Origin of the sequence: Corynebacterium sp. KPL4015 (assembly GCF_040225725.1) — a bacterium.
In the GTDB taxonomy this organism is placed as follows: Bacteria; Actinomycetota; Actinomycetes; order Mycobacteriales; family Mycobacteriaceae; genus Corynebacterium; species Corynebacterium rhinophilum.
The window spans coordinates 20503-36999 of record NZ_JBEHGF010000027.1; the positions used below are offsets into that span (position 1 = coordinate 20503).

12 protein-coding genes are annotated in these 16497 nt (G+C 60.7%); 4 read left to right on the forward strand and 8 right to left on the reverse strand.

From position 1 onward, the window contains the following. Window positions 1-16: 16 nt before the first annotated feature. Window positions 17-916 carry a LytR C-terminal domain-containing protein gene (locus tag ABRP64_RS09745; RefSeq protein ID WP_296090943.1) on the forward strand — a complete coding sequence of 300 codons (900 nt, stop codon included), beginning with the start codon at window positions 17-19 and terminating at the stop codon, window positions 914-916. A gap of 44 nt (window positions 917-960) precedes the next feature. Next, window positions 961-2100, forward strand: a complete 1140-nt coding sequence (locus ABRP64_RS09750; protein WP_284770460.1) for a glutamate--cysteine ligase — start codon at window positions 961-963, stop codon at window positions 2098-2100. 128 nt (window positions 2101-2228) lie between these two features. Here the strand turns inward: ABRP64_RS09750 and ABRP64_RS09755 are convergent, their stop codons facing one another. The 8 genes from ABRP64_RS09755 to ABRP64_RS09790 all read right to left on the reverse strand — a co-directional run bounded on the left by ABRP64_RS09755 (window position 2229) and on the right by ABRP64_RS09790 (window position 11830). Further along, complete coding sequence (locus ABRP64_RS09755; protein ID WP_349866307.1) at window positions 2229-3704, reverse strand: glycosyltransferase 87 family protein; 1476 nt, start codon at window positions 3702-3704, stop codon at window positions 2229-2231. 15 nt (window positions 3705-3719) lie between these two features. Continuing rightward, the gene (locus ABRP64_RS09760) at window positions 3720-4100 is read right to left on the reverse strand and encodes a monovalent cation/H(+) antiporter subunit G (RefSeq protein WP_284641896.1); all 381 of its coding nucleotides are present in this window, start codon (window positions 4098-4100) and stop codon (window positions 3720-3722) included. After that, on the reverse strand, window positions 4097-4372 hold the full coding sequence (locus tag ABRP64_RS09765) for a monovalent cation/H+ antiporter complex subunit F (protein WP_023018012.1): 276 nt from the start codon (window positions 4370-4372) through the stop codon (window positions 4097-4099). The genes ABRP64_RS09760 and ABRP64_RS09765 overlap by 4 nt, the downstream gene beginning before the upstream one ends. Then, window positions 4372-4899 (reverse strand): Na+/H+ antiporter subunit E, encoded by a 528-nt coding sequence (locus ABRP64_RS09770; protein WP_237801145.1) that lies wholly within the window; start codon window positions 4897-4899, stop codon window positions 4372-4374. The genes ABRP64_RS09765 and ABRP64_RS09770 overlap by 1 nt, the downstream gene beginning before the upstream one ends. Continuing rightward, window positions 4892-6712, reverse strand: a complete 1821-nt coding sequence (locus ABRP64_RS09775) for a Na+/H+ antiporter subunit D (RefSeq protein WP_349866309.1) — start codon at window positions 6710-6712, stop codon at window positions 4892-4894. The genes ABRP64_RS09770 and ABRP64_RS09775 overlap by 8 nt, the downstream gene beginning before the upstream one ends. Further along, on the reverse strand, window positions 6705-7205 hold the full coding sequence (locus ABRP64_RS09780) for a Na(+)/H(+) antiporter subunit C (RefSeq protein ID WP_284770463.1): 501 nt from the start codon (window positions 7203-7205) through the stop codon (window positions 6705-6707). Before ABRP64_RS09780 ends, ABRP64_RS09775 begins: the two co-directional genes overlap by 8 nt. Further along, entirely contained in the window at window positions 7206-10214 is a 3009-nt protein-coding gene (locus tag ABRP64_RS09785; protein WP_284850330.1) for a Na+/H+ antiporter subunit A, read from the reverse strand. A 248-nt stretch (window positions 10215-10462) separates the two neighbouring features. Then, the gene (locus ABRP64_RS09790) at window positions 10463-11830 is read right to left on the reverse strand and encodes a dipeptidase (RefSeq protein WP_284770465.1); all 1368 of its coding nucleotides are present in this window, start codon (window positions 11828-11830) and stop codon (window positions 10463-10465) included. Window positions 11831-11997: 167 nt separating this feature from the next. Here ABRP64_RS09790 and ABRP64_RS09795 point away from each other — a divergent pair, with 167 nt between their 5' ends. After that, entirely contained in the window at window positions 11998-13977 is a 1980-nt protein-coding gene (locus ABRP64_RS09795; protein ID WP_284770466.1) for an OPT family oligopeptide transporter, read from the forward strand. A gap of 395 nt (window positions 13978-14372) precedes the next feature. Next, a complete protein-coding gene (gene groL, locus ABRP64_RS09800; RefSeq protein ID WP_284783043.1) occupies window positions 14373-16016 on the forward strand; it encodes a chaperonin GroEL in 1644 nt (547 codons plus the stop codon). Window positions 16017-16497 lie beyond the last annotated feature (481 nt).

Genomic DNA, 16497 nt, shown 5'->3' on the forward strand with positions numbered 1-16497 from the left:
TACTAATGTTACTGAAGTGACTAAAGAGAATCCGGATAATCTATACGACCAGCAATTCGACGACGCCGCTGGCGATGCCGCCGCGGCCGATTACGGCGATGCTTATTATGACGACGCCTACGACGACGCTGCTGCCGCTGGCGCTGCAGGTGCCGGAGCAGGAGCCGCTGCGGCCGGAACCGGCGGCGGTGGGGGAGGCGCCCACGCTAAGAAGGGCGGTTTACCACTGCGCGGGCTTGCGATGGTGTTGATCGCCGTGGCCGTGATGCTCGGCCTGTGGGGCCTTTATGCCATGACCTCAGAAGACGACGATTCGACCGTAGCTTCTGATTCCGAGCAGTCGAAGTCAGACGGTTCAGCTAATGGAGGCCAGGAGGGCAATGGCGCCGGGGGTCCTGCCGCGGATGGCGCGCGCGACGATGGCTCCCGCGACGGGGCCAATAACCAACCGCCGCGCGAAGGCGAGGGCGATAACGCGCACCCGAACGGCGACGCCAAGGACGAAGCCAACCGCGATGCGGGCCGTGAGGACGGTGCGCGCGGCGAAGATTCCGACCGCACCGGGGATGCAGCCCGGGCCGGCGGCAACGACGCGCCGTCCGCTGCGCGCGACCGCAATGACATTAAGGTCAGCGTGCTCAATAACTCCGGTGAATCCGATAAGGCCAAAAACGAAGCAGATGTGTTGAAGGACGGTGGCTTCAAGGTGGGCTATGTGGGCAACCTGCCAGGCGACGTGTTGACCGTGCCCAAGACCACCGTCTTCTATCCAGAAGGCGATGCCTCCGCAGAGTCCCTGGCCAGGGAAGTTGCCGCGCGCTACCAGGCAGAAGTCAAGCCTATGAATAGGGACCTGCCCAAGGAAGCCACCGAGGACGGAGCCGTCGTGGTCGCCCTCGCAGTCCCACAGGCCTAAATAAAATTCATGGAATATTACCGCCTACCCGTTAAGCTGGACAGGTGAAGATTCCGGCAGAAGTATTCGCCCGTTCCCCCGAGCCCACGCTCGGGGTGGAATGGGAAGTCGCGCTCGTGGACCGCGACTCGCGCGATCTCGTCCCGCGTGGTGCTGAGCTCATTGATCTCGCTACTGCCGCCCACCCCGATATTCACGTGGAAAAAGAATTCCTCCAGAATACGGTGGAACTAGTCACGGGCATTTGCTCCACGGTGCCGGAAGCCATTATGGAGCTAGGAACTTCGCTGGCCGCCGTGGAAGAAGCCGCGGCCAAGCTCGGCATCGATGTGTGGGCCTCTGGCGGGCACCCGTTTACGGATTTCCGGGAAAACCCGCTTTCAGATAAACCCAGCTATCAAGAGATCATCGCCCGCACCCAGTATTGGGGAAAGCAGATGCTGCTCTGGGGTACCCACGTCCACGTGGGCATCAGCCACGAGGACCGCGTCTGGCCCATCATCAATGCGTTGATGACGAAGTACCCCCACCTCTTGGCCATTTCTGCGTGCTCGCCGGGGTGGGAAGGATTGGACACGGGCTACGCCTCCAATCGCACGATGCTCTATCAACAGCTGCCTACCGCAGGCATGCCCTACCAGTTCTTCACGTGGGACGAGTGGCAGTCCTATATGCGGGATCAGGCGATTTCCGGGGTCATCAATCACACCGGCTCGATGCACTTTGATATCCGCCCGGCCTCGAAGTGGGGCACCGTAGAGGTCCGCGTATCCGATGCCACCTCGAACCTGCGGGAGCTATCCGCAGTCGTCGCGCTAACGCACTGCTTGGTCGTGCACTATGACCGCATGATTGATGCCGGCGAGGAGTTACCCGTCTTGCAGCCGTGGCACGTGGCGGAAAATAAGTGGCGCGGTGCGCGCTACGGCATGGATGCCCTCGTTATTACCTCGCGCGATACGGACGAGGCCTGGGTCAAAGATGAATTGGCCCAGATGGTAGAAGAACTAACGCCCTTAGCCCGCGAGTTAGGCTGTGCGGAGGAGCTGGCCTTGGTGCATGAAATCATCGAAGGCGGCGCCGGATACGAACGCCAACGCCGCCTCTTCCAAGAAACCGGCAGCTGGCGCGACGTCGTCGAAGAAACCTGCCGCGAGCTTCACACCTACCGGCCGGTGCGCTAATTAGCTAACCGATCGCCGACTGGGCCTGCGCACTCAGTGATCGCACGCCTAGAGCCGCACTGGAAGTAGCTGGGCGCGGCCGACGCGGCGGCGCGGAGATGGCTGCTGCAGCCCGCGGCGGCGTGCCGCTAGTCGTTATCGAGTGCGTGGCGGCCACCGTAGGACGGGGGAGCCGGAATATCGGTATAGCCCTCGGTGGACGGAAACTCGCGGGTCTCAGGGTTAAATACCGGGAACTGTGCGGTTTCGTCGGTAGTGGCAGAACCCCGTGCGGCAGCACCGGCTGTCTGAGTGTGCTGCGGCTGAGCATGCTCCTGCTGGGCGTGCTGGGGCTGGACGTGGTGCTGTGGTTGGGTAGCGTTCTGTGCCGCGTGCCGTCCGCTGGGAGCGTCTTCCTCGCTGGGTTGGGTGCCGGGGATAAATCCCCACAGCGCATAAAAGGAGATGTAGAGGATGCCGGAGCCGGTGAAAAAGAGCAGAGCCCAAGGCTGGAAGTCCACATGGTTCAGAGAGCGGTTGGAGGCTTCGAGCCAAAAAGCTGCGGAGACAAAGGGCAGGAGCACCACGCACATGGCCGCGAAGGAAATGAGTGCTGCTACTTGCGCGCCGATAACACCGCGCAAACGCTTGCCCAGTGCCTGGTTGACGGAGATGAGAACCACGATAGCCAGCGGGAAGATCCAGACCCAGTGGTGGTACCAGGAAAAGGGCGAGACCAAGCATGCGCTAATGCCGGCAATGGACACGGCGGCGGAGTTATTCTTGTGCTTCATCGCGGTGCGCAGGGCCAGGCAGGTCAAGACGAAGACGACCGCGACAGCGGCGAGCCACATCCAGCCGCCGTCGATGCCCCAGGCGCGCACCATGACTGAGCGAATGGATTGCGCACCAGGGTTGGTGTGTTCACCCACGCGCGAGGAATTAAAGATGGCATCGGTCCAGAACACCCCGGCATCCGGAATGGTGACGAAACCAATCGCAACGGTCACCGCGAAGGTAAGGACGGAGATAACCGCCTGCCACCAGCGCCTCTGGAAAAGGAGCACTAAGCCCATAAAGGCTGGGGTGAGCTTCAAGCCTGCGGCGAGGCCGATGCCAATTCCTGGCAGTGCCCACTTCTTTGGAATGACGTCGAGGGCAACCAAGAACATCAAAAAGACGTTGATCTGGCCGTAGAACAAGGTGCCGTACATCGGCTCTACGGCCGGGGCGCACAGCACCAGCAGAATGGCAACCACCCAGGTCAACGGCGAAAGTTTAAGGCCGCGCTCGTGGAAGACCATGAGGATGACGGCCAATAAGGCAAGGATGGTGCCGCCTTGCCAGAGGATGATAAGGGGGTCATCGGCAAGCGCGGAAATCCACTTGAACAGCGTGCCGGCAAAGGGAGGGTAGGTAAAAGGAAGATCGCCAATATAGGCGTTGTCATAAAGATTGGCGCCGTCAGCCACCTCGCCGCCGGCGAGCCAGTAAATCTTCAAATCCAGTGGCACGCGCCAGATGAAGGCATTGGGGCCGTCGTATTTGCTATAGCGGGAGATGCTGAAAATAAAGAAGGCAATCAAAAGGGCGGCCAGAGTAGGCAGTCCGTAGAGCTTTTTCACGGTTAAAGGTGCCTCCTATTTGCGGCGCAGCGAACGGCCGGCGGGGCGGTCATTGCGCGACATCGATTCCTCGGAACCATACAGGCCTTCACGGCGTGCAATGCGTGAGGTGCGCTGCGCGGTTACCGGGCTGGTAAACATCGCAAACAGTACCAGCAAAATAAGCATACCCAAATCACCACGCTCGGCCATGCTGAAAGATTCCGCGCCAGTAATACGGATGAACGCACCCATGATGGTGAGGATAAGACCGGTGGTCTGCGGCTTGCTCACGGCGTGGACGCGGGACATGGTGTCCTTAAAGCGCGCCAAGCCAATGGCGGCGGCGAGGATGAGCAGGCTGCCGCTGATGACGAGGGTGAGCGAGAGGATATCTGCGATTAGAGACCAACTCATTGGTTATCCCTCTTCCTAAACCTGGTAACAGACACGGTGGAGATGAAGCCGAGCAGCGCGATGACCAGCATGGCCGAGACCACGGAGGTATCGAGCGACCAGCACATATAGGTCGCCAGGGCGCATTGGAACATCGCGGTAAAACCGTCCATTCCCACTAGCCGGTCGAGGGAGTTGGGCCCGGTGATGATGCGCCAGACGGTGATTAATACGGAGACCCATAGCAGGAATGCGGGAACCAGCAGGATGGCGTGATAGATCTGCGGATCCATTATGGGTGGCTCCTTTCAAAGATCTCGATCATGGAAGATTCTAGACGGGACACGGCATCGATTTCGCGCTGGATCTGCGCCTCATCCCGAGCATCCAGGATGTGGATGGTGATCATGCGATTGGCGATGTCAATGTCTGTCACCGTTCCACCCGGCTGCAGGTTGTACAGGGTCACCGCAAGGGAGAGAATGAACTCATTTTCCAGGCGCATCGGCAATTCCAGGATGGCGGTTTTAGGCAGCGGCTGCGGCCGGGAGGCCAGCCAGCCCACCTTGAGGGAGGCATAAAACAGCTCCCAGAACCAGCGCAGCATGTATCGCAGGAATTTGCCCCACGCGACCTCGACGCCGGCAATCGGCATCGCCGGCAGCGGCAGGGCGAAGACGATGACCAGGGCGACGAGGAGGCCGCCGACGACATTGCCCACCGTGATTTCACCCATGAGCATGCACCACATGACCGTGATCCAGACGGTAAACCACGGCCGGAATCGGTAGCGCACACCGGCAAAGCGGCTCTTAGTCATCGCGGGCCTCCTTCTTTACTGGGGTAGGGCTTTCTGGTGCCTCCGATTTCGCCGGTGCGTCCGAGCTTGGCTTCTCCTTGTCGCCGGATTCCGGATCGTGCGCCGGCCCGGGGTCTGGCAGCAGGTGGCTGCGCTCCTTGTACGAGTCCGCGCCGCCTTCGTAGCGGTCCTTCTGGTCAAGGTGCCGGGTGGGGTTATCTGCATTTTCTCCCAGTACGGCGTACTGATAAATGGAGGTATCCTGTGCGGATTCGGCTGCGCGGGAGGTGACACCGGAAATCGGGCCGGCCAGGAAGGTAATCGAGGTCGAGGCAATGACCAGCAGCGCCGTGGCACCCACCATGCCGAACGGCACGCGGCCGACATCCTGGCGGGAGGAAAATTCGACCTCATCGGTGATATCAGAAAGTGGGGCCGGGCGGGCTAGGGCGACATTGCCTTCGGGGGCATCAGCGCGGTCGCGCTGGAAGCCCTTGGCCCAGACCAGCATCATGACGTAGAGCGTCAGCAGCGAGGTCACCAGCGCGCCGCCGATGAGCACCCACGCCATCCAGGAGCCCTCATTGGCACCTGCCTGAATGAGGATGATCTTGCCCAGGAAGCCAGAGAACGGCGGCACACCACCCAGGTTGATGGCCGGGATGAAATACAGCACGGCGATAAGCGGAGCGGAATACATTAGCGAGCCCAGGCGCCGCAGCGAGGATGTACCTGCTTGGCGCTCGATAAGGCCGACGACCAAGAAGAGCGCGGTCTGCACCAAAATGTGGTGGATGGCGTAGAAAATAGCGCCGGATAGCCCCTGGGCGGTGCCCAAAGAGACGCCGAAAATCATATAGCCGATGTGGCTGACCAGCGTAAAGGAGAGCAAACGCTTAATATCGGTCTGCGCGATGGCGCCCAAGATGCCCACCAGCATGGTGGCCAGCGCCACCCACATCAGCACGGTATCGAGCCCACCATAGGTAAAAATGGACGTGCGCGCGCGGATGATCGCATACACACCGACCTTGGTCAGCAGACCGGCGAACACGGCCGTGACCAGCGAGGGCGCGGTGGGGTAGGAGTCTGGCAGCCACGCGGCCAGCGGCACCACTGCTGCCTTAATGCCAAAGGCCACGAGCAAGGTGGCGAAGATGGCGGTGCGGGTGCCCTCCGGGATGTCCTGCATGCGTTGGCCAATCTGGGCCATGTTCATGGTGCCGACGGAGGCATAGACATATGCCAGGGCCAGCAAGAAGATCATGGATGAGGCCATCGAGACCATCACATAACCCACGCCGGCGCGCACGCGGCCTGCCGATGCCCCCAAGGTCAACAGCACGTACGAAGCCACGAGGAAGACCTCGAAGCCGACGTACAGGTTAAATAGGTCGCCGGCCAAAAAGGAGATATTCACGCCCATGGTCAGCAACATGTAGGTGGGCAAAAAGACCGCGACGGGTTCATCCTTGGTGCCATCGCGCACACCCTGGGAAATGGCGTACCAGATGACGGAGAACAGCACCACAGACGAGGTAAAGAGGATCATCGTGGAGAGCCGGTCCGCCACTAACGTGATGCCCACGGGAGCGTCCCAGCCGCCTATTTGCAGCGTCTGTATGCCATGGAAATCCACTATTATGATCAGGCTCGCGTTCACCGCAGCCGTAATCAGCAGGGAGAAAAAGGCGATCTGGCGCTGCACATTAGGCATGCGGGCAAACAGCAGCGAGAGCGCTGCGGCCACGGCCGGGATGATAATGGGCAGCGGGATAAGCACACCGACGTACGGGTACATCGTTTCGGCAGCTTGGTGGAATGGCTCAGTCATCTTCGGCTCCCTTCACCGGCTCCTCGAAGGATTCGGGGCCGAAATTATCGCCTTCCTTGGTGGCGCGCCCGGTGGCGGGGTCATTGGAGGCATCGTGGTCTGCGCTCGCCGCGGCATTGCCGGGCTTGGAGGCCTTGGCGGCAATCGCGGTATCTTCGGCGTCATCTTCAATGACGTCGGCGGTGCGGTAGCGGTACTGGCGGTAGGCCAAGGTAAGGATGAAGGCCGTCAGTGCCATGGAAATGACGATGGCGGTAAGGATCATCGCTTGGGTGAGAGGATCCGCAATATCGCTGCCATAAGGCTCGGCCTCGCGGCCATCGATGGGCGGTGAACCCGCAGGGCCGCCGGCCTGCAGCATGAAGAGGTTGGCGCCATTGCCCAGCAAGAGCAGCCCGAGCAGCATCTTGGTCATGGCTCGGTCGAGCAAAAGGTAGATGCCCGCAGAAACCATTACTCCGGCGGCGAGCAGGAGGAAGAGGTTGGCTTGCATTTATTTCTCCTTTCCTGCGTTGTCCCCGGAACCTGTGCCGGAAGAGCTCGTTGCGGCTGGTATCTTTTCTTTTTTCTTCTCTTGTTTTTGCGCCCGCTGGGCCTTTTGCTTGGTGCTGCGCTCCCGGTTCTTCCGCGCCAGGGAACGGGCGCGGTCGCGAGCGCGTTGCTTACGCATCTCTTCTTCCTCATCCAGCTTGGCGCCGAGCGAGCTGAGCACGTAGAGCGTTAGCCCCACGACGATGAGGTAGACGCCCAAGTCAAAGACCAGCGCCGAAGGCAGCGAGACCGCGCCGATAAGCGGGATCTCGGGTGAGGTATATCCGCTGGTAAATGGCGGGTAGCCAAAGAACATCGGCACCACCACCGCCAGGGCGGAGAAGGAGAGGCCAGCGCCCATGGTGCGCCCGGCATCGATGGGCAGGGCCTCATCGAGCTCCGCGCGGCCACCGGCCAGGTAGCGCAGGATGAGCGCGAGAGCGGCCACAAGGCCACCGGCGAAACCGCCGCCTGGCGCATTGTGCCCGGCGAAGAAGAAGTAGAACGACAGCGCCATCATGGAGGGGAAGAGCACGCGGGTGGAGACATCGATCATCAGCGAGCGGTTGAGCGCCTGCTCCGATTCCGAGCCCGCGGCCAGCCAGCGGCGACCCGTGACCTGCAGGGTGGGCCGGCGGCTGTCCCTGGAGAAGGATTGGGTGCGGTAAATCAGGGAAGCTACACCGAGCGCGGCGATGATAATGACCGTGATCTCCCCAAAGGTATCCCAGGCGCGCAGGTCCACCAGCAAGACGTTGACGGCATTGGCGCCGTGGCCAATCTCCTTGGCCAGCTCCGGCATGTACTGCGAGATGGGTTCGGCAGACCGCGCGTTGATGGCGAACATCGCCACGATGGTGACGGTCAGGCCGGTGCCGACGGATAGCCACGCGCGCAGGCGGCCCATCTTCGGGTCCTGCTTCCACTCGGTAGAGGCCGGAATGCGGCGCAGCACCAGCATGAATAGCACCATGATGATGGTTTCTGTCAGCAGCTGGGTTAGCGCCAAGTCCGGGGCACCGTGGATGGCAAAGACGAAGGATAAGGAATAGCCGGTAATGCCGACGATGATGACGGCAGAGAGGCGGTTATCGGTGACCGTGGCGGCGATGGCGGCCACCATCATGATGATGGCGGCGACGACCTGCCAGGGGTTTTCTGCAACCACCATGCGGATATCCGTGAGATCACCGGTAATCAGCATCGTCAGCGGCAGCACCATCACGGTGGCGAAGATAACGGTCAGGTTGAGCTGCAGCGAACCGCGCTGGGTAACGGCCGTGGTGCGCAGGGAGAGCTTGCGCAGGGTGGAGATGACCTTGTCGTAGACAGCGTCGGCATCACCAAGCGCGGGGTACGCAAACTGCCATTGCTCGAGTACCTGGCGGCGCCAGTGGACGATGATTCCGGCCACGATGATGATGGCGGATACGCCCAAGGTCACCGACCATCCGTGCCAGAGGGCCAGGCCGTGGTAGTCACCTGTCCCAAAGGTGGAATCGAGGTGCTGATCGATGGCCGCCGAGAGCGCCTGCGGCGCGATGCCGAGCACGATGGTCAGCGCGGTGAGCACGGCCGGGGCGAGCCACAGGCCCACATTGACCTTGTGCATCGTGGCCACAGCCTTAGAGACGCCGTCTTTATCGTCCGGGAGGTTCTTGGTGGCAAAGGCGCCCCACAAAAAGCGCAGGGCATAGGCCATGGTGAGGATGGAGCCTGCCACATAAGCCACCAGGATCATATTGCGCGGCATACCAATGAGCAGCTCTTCGTGCATGGTGGATTCCAGCACGGCTTCCTTGGACACGAAGCCAAAGAGTGGGGGAACACCCGCCATGGACAGGGCGGAGATAACTGCGATGCCATAGAGGAAGGGCTGCCTGCGCCCGAGGCCGGATAGCTTTGTAATATCGCGCGTGCCCGAGCAGTGATCGATGGCACCAACCACCATAAAGAGTGCAGCCTTAAAGAGTGAGTGGGCAAAGGTGAGCGCCAGGCCCGCCTGCATGGCTTCCCGGGAGCCAACCGCCACGATGGAGGTAATAAAGCCCAGCTGGGAAACCGTGCCATAAGCCAAAATCAGCTTGAGATCCTTTTGTTTTAGCGCCATCCAGCCGCCGAGCAGCATGGTAAATACGCCTAAGGAAATGACCACGAGGTGCCAGGTGGCTACCTCGTACATATCCGGTGCCAGGCGCGCGACCAGGTAAATTCCGGCCTTGACCATGGCCGCGGAGTGCAGGTACGCCGAGACCGGGGTTGGTGCTGCCATCGCACCCGGCAGCCAGAAGTGTGCCGGCACGATAGCGGATTTGGTGAGCGCACCGACCAGGATAAGCACGATGGCGACGGTGACGTACGGCGTTTGGGGGAAGTGATCGTATGCGCTGATTTCGCTAAACGTCCACGCCCCGGTCTGCCGGCCGAGCAGGCAGATGCCCATCAGCATGGAGAGGCCGCCCATGACGGTGACCATCAGGGCCTGCTGTGCAGCGCGGCGCGAGGAGGCGCGCTCGGCATAGTAGCTGACCAATAGGTACGACAAGAGGGAGGTGATCTCCCAGAAGACGTACATGAGCAGCAGGCTATCGGAGGTCACAAGCCCAAACATGGCGGTGGCAAACCCCACCATTTGGCTGGCGAACATGGCAAGCCGGCGGCGCGTGGAATCGAAATAACCCCAGCAATACAGCAGGACCAAAGCGCCCATCCCTAAGATGATGAGGCTAAAGAGCCCGCCCAGGGCATCCATGCGCAGATCCACGGCGAGGTGCGCGGCCGGCATCCACTCGATGGTGTAATTCAGCGCGCCGCCGTCGCGGAAGGTGCCCCGGGCAAAGTGCGCGAGGGTCCACACGAAACCGACACCGGGAACTATTGCCAATAAACCAAAGGCTGGGCGGCCCACATTCATAATGAGCAGCGGTGCAACCACGGTGGCAACGATGAGGGCACCCAGAAGTATTAGCACGTTGGAATCTGCGCTCCTTAGGTTGTGTCAAGTTCTCAGACCCTCGTTGCCGCGGGGCGTGACGATATGCACCGGGAGCATATACACACCAAGACAGTTCGTACTCGGCCGAGTACGAACTGTCCCACTTGTGCAAGCAGCGTGGCCGGAAACGGGGTCAACTCGTCGAAAGTTTACCGGTTTTTCCACAACTTCGAAAGATTATTTTTAGCGCACAGTATTATATGCCACCCGTTGCGCTCTTTTTTCTATGCGTAGCGCTGCAAGAAAAGCGCCTCCGCAGCGGCGACGTGCTCGATCTCGGTGGGATCGACGGACTCATTGGCGGAGTGAATGGTGCACTTGGGCTCCTCCACGCCGTAAAGCGCGATTTCCGCGTTGGGGTGTGCCTCCTGCAGCTCGGTGGTCAGCGGGATGGAGCCGCCCATGCCCTGCGCTGCGGTGTCCTTGCCATAAGCCTCGGATAGGCACTGGCCCAAAAGTGCCACGGCGGGCTTTTCCGGGTCGGTGGAAAAACCAGCATTGGCCTCCACGACCTCCGCCTTGATGTGCGCGCCCCACGGCGCGTGGTTCTTCACGTGCTCGCATACGGCCTCGCCAATGGCGCGGGCATCGGTGCCGGCCGGAACGCGCAGGTTCAGCTTGGCGGCCGCGGTAGCGGGAACGGCATTGACGGCCTCAGCCACCGGGGTAGAGGTAAAGCCGGTCACGGAAATGGCTGGGCGGGACCACACCATGTCTGCCACCGGGGTAGCGCCTTCTGGGGCCTTGGAGCCCATGATCTCGGTGCCCTCGAGCAGCTGCGCATCGCCGCGGAAGGCCTCGGCCGGGTATTCCTGGCCCTGCCAGTGGGCGCTGGTATCCACGCCATCGATGGTGGTGCGGCCGTATTCATCCGTGAGCGAATCCAGCGTGCGCATCAGCGCCTTCACCGCATCTGGGGCCGCGCCGCCAAATTGGCCGGAGTGCACGGGCGCGGCCAGGGTATTGACCTCGACCTCAATCTGCGCGCCGCCGCGCAGGGAGGTGGTCAAGGTGGGCTGGCCCACCGCGGCATTGCCGGCATCTGCAATTAGGATGGCATCGGCAGCGAAAAGGTCCGGGCGGTCCTTGATGAGCTGGGACAGGCCCTCGCCGCCGCGCTCTTCAGAGCCTTCGATGAGGTACTTCAGGTTCACCTTGGTACCGCCATTGGCCTCCAGTGCGCGCAGGGCCGCTAGGTGCATGGCCACGTTGCCCTTGCAGTCTGCGGCGCCGCGGCCGTACCAGCGGGTGGTGCCCTCGGCATCGGCGCGCTCGGTCAGGGTGAACGGATCGGATTCCCAGGCCGCGCGGTCTCCTGCGGGCACGACATCGTAGTGCGAGTACAACAGGACGGTCTTGGCACCTTCCTCGCCCTTGCGCTCGCCCAAAAACGCGGTGGAGCCATCCGCGGTAGTGATGGTTTCTACCGTTGCCCCGGCTTCTTCCAGCGCGGCCTTCACCCACTGGCTTGCGCCCTGGGCTTGGTCTTCCAAGCCCGGCTCATTGTGCACGGAGTTGAATCCCACGAGCTCGCTGAGCTGGCGGAAGATGGTGTCGCGGTCGCTACGTATGCTGTCAATCATATCTGTCATGCAATCTACGGTACCTTGCCGTGCACGGGGCCATAAAGTAAATGGAATAGGTACGCGGGCGGCAGTGGCCTAAAATTTTCCCCATCTTCCCGCCAGACGCCTTCCAGTGCCCGACGCGAAGATGATTGAGATTAAAACCATTGCAGTAATACTAGAAAGGACCTGGCATGGCGACTACGCAAGCCTCCGCCGCCGGTTCGAAGGCCAGCCTTCCCGAGTTGACCCTGCGCGGGATCATCATCGGTGGCCTGATTACCCTCATTTTCACCGCAGCTAACGTCTACCTCGGCCTGAAAGTAGGCCTGACGTTTGCCACCTCCATTCCCGCCGCCGTGATTTCCATGGCGGTGTTGCGCCGCTTTTCTGGGCACAACATCAAAGAAAACAATATCGTGCAGACCATCGCCTCGGCCGCAGGCACCTTGTCCGCTATCATCTTCGTCCTACCCGGCCTGGTCATGGTGGGATATTGGCAGGGCTTTGGCTTTTTCAAAACCGCTGGTGTGTGCATCATCGGCGGTGTGCTGGGCGTGATGTATTCCATTCCCTTGCGCCGCGCTCTGGTCACCGGCTCCGATCTTCCCTATCCAGAAGGCGTTGCCGCCGCAGAGGTTCTGAAAGTCGGCGACGAGAGCGGCGATGGCGCCAATCACGAGGAGAACGCCAAGGGGTTGCGCGTCATCGTCGTAGGCGGTGTTATCTCTGCCGCTATGGCGCTGCTGACCGCAATGAAGGCTGCGGCCTCTGAGGTTGCTACCTATTTCAAGCTCGGCTCCGGCGCCACCACGTTGGGTGCGAGCCTGTCCACCGCGCTGATTGGTGTGGGCCACTTGGTGGGCCTGCCGGTGGGGATTGCCATGCTGGTCGGTGTCGTCATTTCCTATTTCATCTTGCTACCCATCCGCACTTCGGGCGATGTGGGCCCTGCTGCCGCGCTTGCCGATGTCGTCGATACCACCTTCGCCGATGACATCCGGTTCATCGGCGTGGGCACCATGGCCATTGCCGCCATCTGGACGCTCATCAAGATCGCCGGCCCGATTACCGTGGGCATCCGCCAGTCCTTGGCCTCATCGCGCACCCGCAAATCCGGCGGCACGGTCGATGTGACCGAGCGCGATATTCCCTTCCCTTATGTGGCCACCACCATCGTGGTGCTGATGGTCCCCATTGCGCTATTGCTCTGGGACTTCGTGCAAGGTACCGATATTCATGATCACATGGTGGTGCTCATTACCGTCTCTGTCGTCTTTACCCTGCTGGTCGGCCTAATCATTGCCTCCGTGTGTGGTTATATGGCCGGTTTGATTGGTGCGTCTAACTCGCCGATTTCTTCTATTGGCGTGATCGCCGTGCTGACGGCCTCCTTGGTCATCGCGGCCGTGACCCGCGGTACCAGCGCGGAACCGTTCTCGCTGGTGGCCTATACGCTATTTACCGCGGCCATCGTCTTTGGCATCGCCACCATCTCCAATGACAACCTGCAGGATCTAAAGACTGGCCAGCTGGTCGGCGCTACCCCGTGGAAACAGCAGGTGGCGCTGATCATCGGCGTGGTCTTCGGCTCCCTGGTGATCCCGCCCATCCTGCAGCTCATGCTCACCGGTTTTGGTTTCCAAGGCATGGAGGGCGCCGGTGAGGATGCTTTGGCCGCCCCGCAGGCCGCCCTGATGTCCTCGGTGGCTTCTGGCATTTTTGAAAATTCCCTGAACTGGAGCCTCATCTTTACTGGTATGGGCATCGGCGCCGTCCTGATCATCGTGGATGAGTGCCTACAAAAGTTCACTGCGAAGGGTTCGCTGTCCCCACTGGCTGTTGGTATGGGCATGTATCTTCCGGCCGCGCTCACCGTCGTCATCCCGATCGGCGCCATCTTGGGCACCTTTTACAATAAATGGGCGGCCAAGCAATCCCGCCCAGATTTTGCTAAGCGCATGGGAACCCTGCTGGCTACTGGCCTCATCGTGGGCGAGTCCCTCTTCGGCGTGGTCAACGCCGCCATTATTGCCGCCTCCGGCGGAGATAGTCCGCTCGAGGTATTCTCCGGCGGAACCTCTGCGACGGTGCTTGGAATCGTGCTGTTCATCGCCGCGATAAGCTTCATCTTCCGCTGGACCGCGCGCAAGGTGCAGGCGCCTGCGAAATAGCATCCCGCACGGAAACACGAGGAAATTAGTCGTGTTTAACCGTTTCGCGCTCAGCTCTTCCTTTATATAAAAGGAAAGAGCCGAGCGATATATCGGGCGCCTCTGCGGAGGCGCCTTTGTGCTATCTAATGGCGGGGTTCTGAGGATTGCGTAGAGCGGGGAGAATAACGGTGAGTGGGGTGGGCGCAAGATCGCTAAAGGCAAGCGCGTGGCACCTTGCAGTCGGGGTAGGAGAGTGCCAGAATAGGCGTTAGCACTCGCATAGAATGAGTGCTAGATAAATCTCCATCGTTGTGGTTGAGGTTGGTTCACACTCACCAGCCATGCCGTCGCGGGCGTCCGCAGCGAGAAAGACGTGAGTGTCGTCCTCAATAAATCCAAGGAGCACAAACACTATGGCAAAGATTATCGCTTTTGATGAAGAGGCCCGCCGCGGCCTTGAGCGCGGCCTGAATACTCTGGCTGACGCAGTCAAGGTCACCCTCGGCCCTAAGGGTCGCAACGTCGTCCTAGAAAAGTCCTGGGGCGCGCCGACCATTACCAATGACGGCGTTTCCATCGCTCGCGAAATCGAGCTCGAGGATGCTTACGAGAAGATCGGCGCCGAGCTGGTCAAGGAAGTTGCCAAGAAGACCGATGACGTCGCCGGCGACGGCACCACCACCGCAACCGTTCTGGCACAGGCACTCGTGCGTGAGGGTTTGCGCAACGTAGCTGCTGGTTCCAACCCCATGGGCATCAAGCGCGGCATCGAGACCGCTACCAAGAAGGTTGTGGACTCCCTGCTGTCTTCCGCAAAGGAAGTAGAAACCCAGGAGCAAATCGCTACCACCGCTGGTATTTCCGCTGCAGACCCAGCAATCGGTGAGAAGATCGCTGAGGCAATGTACACCGTGGGCAACGGTTCCGTAAACAAGGATTCCGTTATCACCGTGGAAGAGTCCAACACCTTCGGCGTTGACCTCGAGGTTACCGAGGGTATGCGCTTTGATAAGGGCTACATCTCCGGCTACTTCGCCACCGATATGGAGCGCCAGGAGGCAGTCCTTGAGGATCCCTACATCCTGCTGGTGTCCTCCAAGATCTCCAACATCAAGGACCTTGTCCCACTGCTGGAGAAGGTTATGCAGTCCGGCAAGCCGCTGTTGATCATTGCAGAGGACGTCGAGGGCGAAGCCCTGTCCACCCTCGTGGTCAACAAGATCCGCGGCACCTTCAAGTCCGTTGCCGTGAAGGCTCCGGGCTTCGGTGACCGCCGCAAGGCCACCCTGCAGGACATGGCCATCCTGACCGGCGGCCAGGTCATCTCCGAAGAAGTTGGCCTCTCCCTCGAGACCGCCGAGCTGGAGTACTTGGGCCAGGCCCGCAAGGTTGTTGTCACCAAGGACGAGACCACCATCGTCCAGGGCGCTGGAACCCAGGAGCAGATCGACGGCCGCATCAAGCAGATCCGCGCTGAGATCGAGAACTCCGATTCCGATTACGACCGCGAGAAGCTGCAGGAGCGCCTGGCCAAGCTCTCCGGTGGCGTGGCCGTGCTCAAGGTTGGTGCCGCTACCGAGGTTGAGCTCAAGGAGCGCAAGCACCGCATCGAGGATGCTGTCCGCAACGCCAAGGCAGCCGTGGAAGAAGGCATCGTAGCCGGCGGTGGCGTTGCCCTACTGCAGGCCGCTTCCGTTCTTGATTCCATCGAGGCTGAAGGCGATGAAGCAACCGGCGTGAAGATCGTCCGCGAGGCACTGTCTTCACCGCTGAAGCAGATCGCCCACAACGCTGGCCTCGAGCCCGGCGTCGTGGCAGACAAGGTCTCTGGCCTGCCTGCCGGCGAGGGCCTTAACGCCGCTACCGGTGAGTACGTAAACCTCATGGAATCCGGCATCAACGACCCGGTTAAGGTCACCCGTTCTGCACTGCAGAACGCTGCGTCCATTGCAGCGCTGTTCTTGACCACCGAGGCTGTTGTGGCTGACAAGCCAGAGCCTGCCGGCTCCAACAACGCTATGCCTGACGCTGATGCAATGGGCGGCATGGGCTTCTAAGTACCCTGCATCACGCCTGGCGCATACTGAACTCCCAGGCTTATATGCGCTTGAGTCTGGCGAAAGCTGTGGGCCTCAGAGTGTACTGAACGTACGCAGGGTGTCCCTACTTAGTTGCCAAATTTCGCCGGTAGGGGCGGCCAGGGACGGATCTCTGACTTAGTGTCGTTTTATGTGCACCTAGTAGCCGACTGGGATTTTGCCCAGTCGGCTTGTTTCGCGGTTATGGGGGTAGGCTGCTGCGGCTTCTTTAACTGAGGCGGGGTCAGGGTAATGCTTGTGATTTCGCGTCATGGCAAAGAGGACGTTGATTCGTCGGCGAGCGAGTGCGACGAGCACAGCGTTGTGATGCTTGGCCTAACCCCGGAAAGTGGGCACATCCGGAGGTTAGGCTCAAGTGTCGAGAGGGTGTTAGGAAGTTTGTGTGTGAGGCTCTGATCTAGAAGGAGTTTCACCGATAATGACTACGGTGTTACCGAAG

What these genes read in the sequence shown, in the direction of transcription:
- ABRP64_RS09760 (WP_284641896.1), bottom strand. Translation starts at nt 4,100, where the DNA reads ATGAGTTGGTCTCTAATCGCAGATATCCTCTCGCTCACCCTCGTCATC.
- ABRP64_RS09765 (WP_023018012.1), bottom strand. Translation starts at nt 4,372, where the DNA reads ATGGATCCGCAGATCTATCACGCCATCCTGCTGGTTCCCGCATTCCTG.
- ABRP64_RS09770 (WP_237801145.1), bottom strand. Translation starts at nt 4,899, where the DNA reads ATGACTAAGAGCCGCTTTGCCGGTGTGCGCTACCGATTCCGGCCGTGG.
- ABRP64_RS09775 (WP_349866309.1), bottom strand. Translation starts at nt 6,712, where the DNA reads ATGACTGAGCCATTCCACCAAGCTGCCGAAACGATGTACCCGTACGTC.
- ABRP64_RS09780 (WP_284770463.1), bottom strand. Translation starts at nt 7,205, where the DNA reads ATGCAAGCCAACCTCTTCCTCCTGCTCGCCGCCGGAGTAATGGTTTCT.
- ABRP64_RS09790 (WP_284770465.1), bottom strand. Translation starts at nt 11,830, where the DNA reads ATGACAGATATGATTGACAGCATACGTAGCGACCGCGACACCATCTTC.
- ABRP64_RS09795 (WP_284770466.1), top strand. Translation starts at nt 11,998, where the DNA reads ATGGCGACTACGCAAGCCTCCGCCGCCGGTTCGAAGGCCAGCCTTCCC.
- groL (WP_284783043.1), top strand. Translation starts at nt 14,373, where the DNA reads ATGGCAAAGATTATCGCTTTTGATGAAGAGGCCCGCCGCGGCCTTGAG.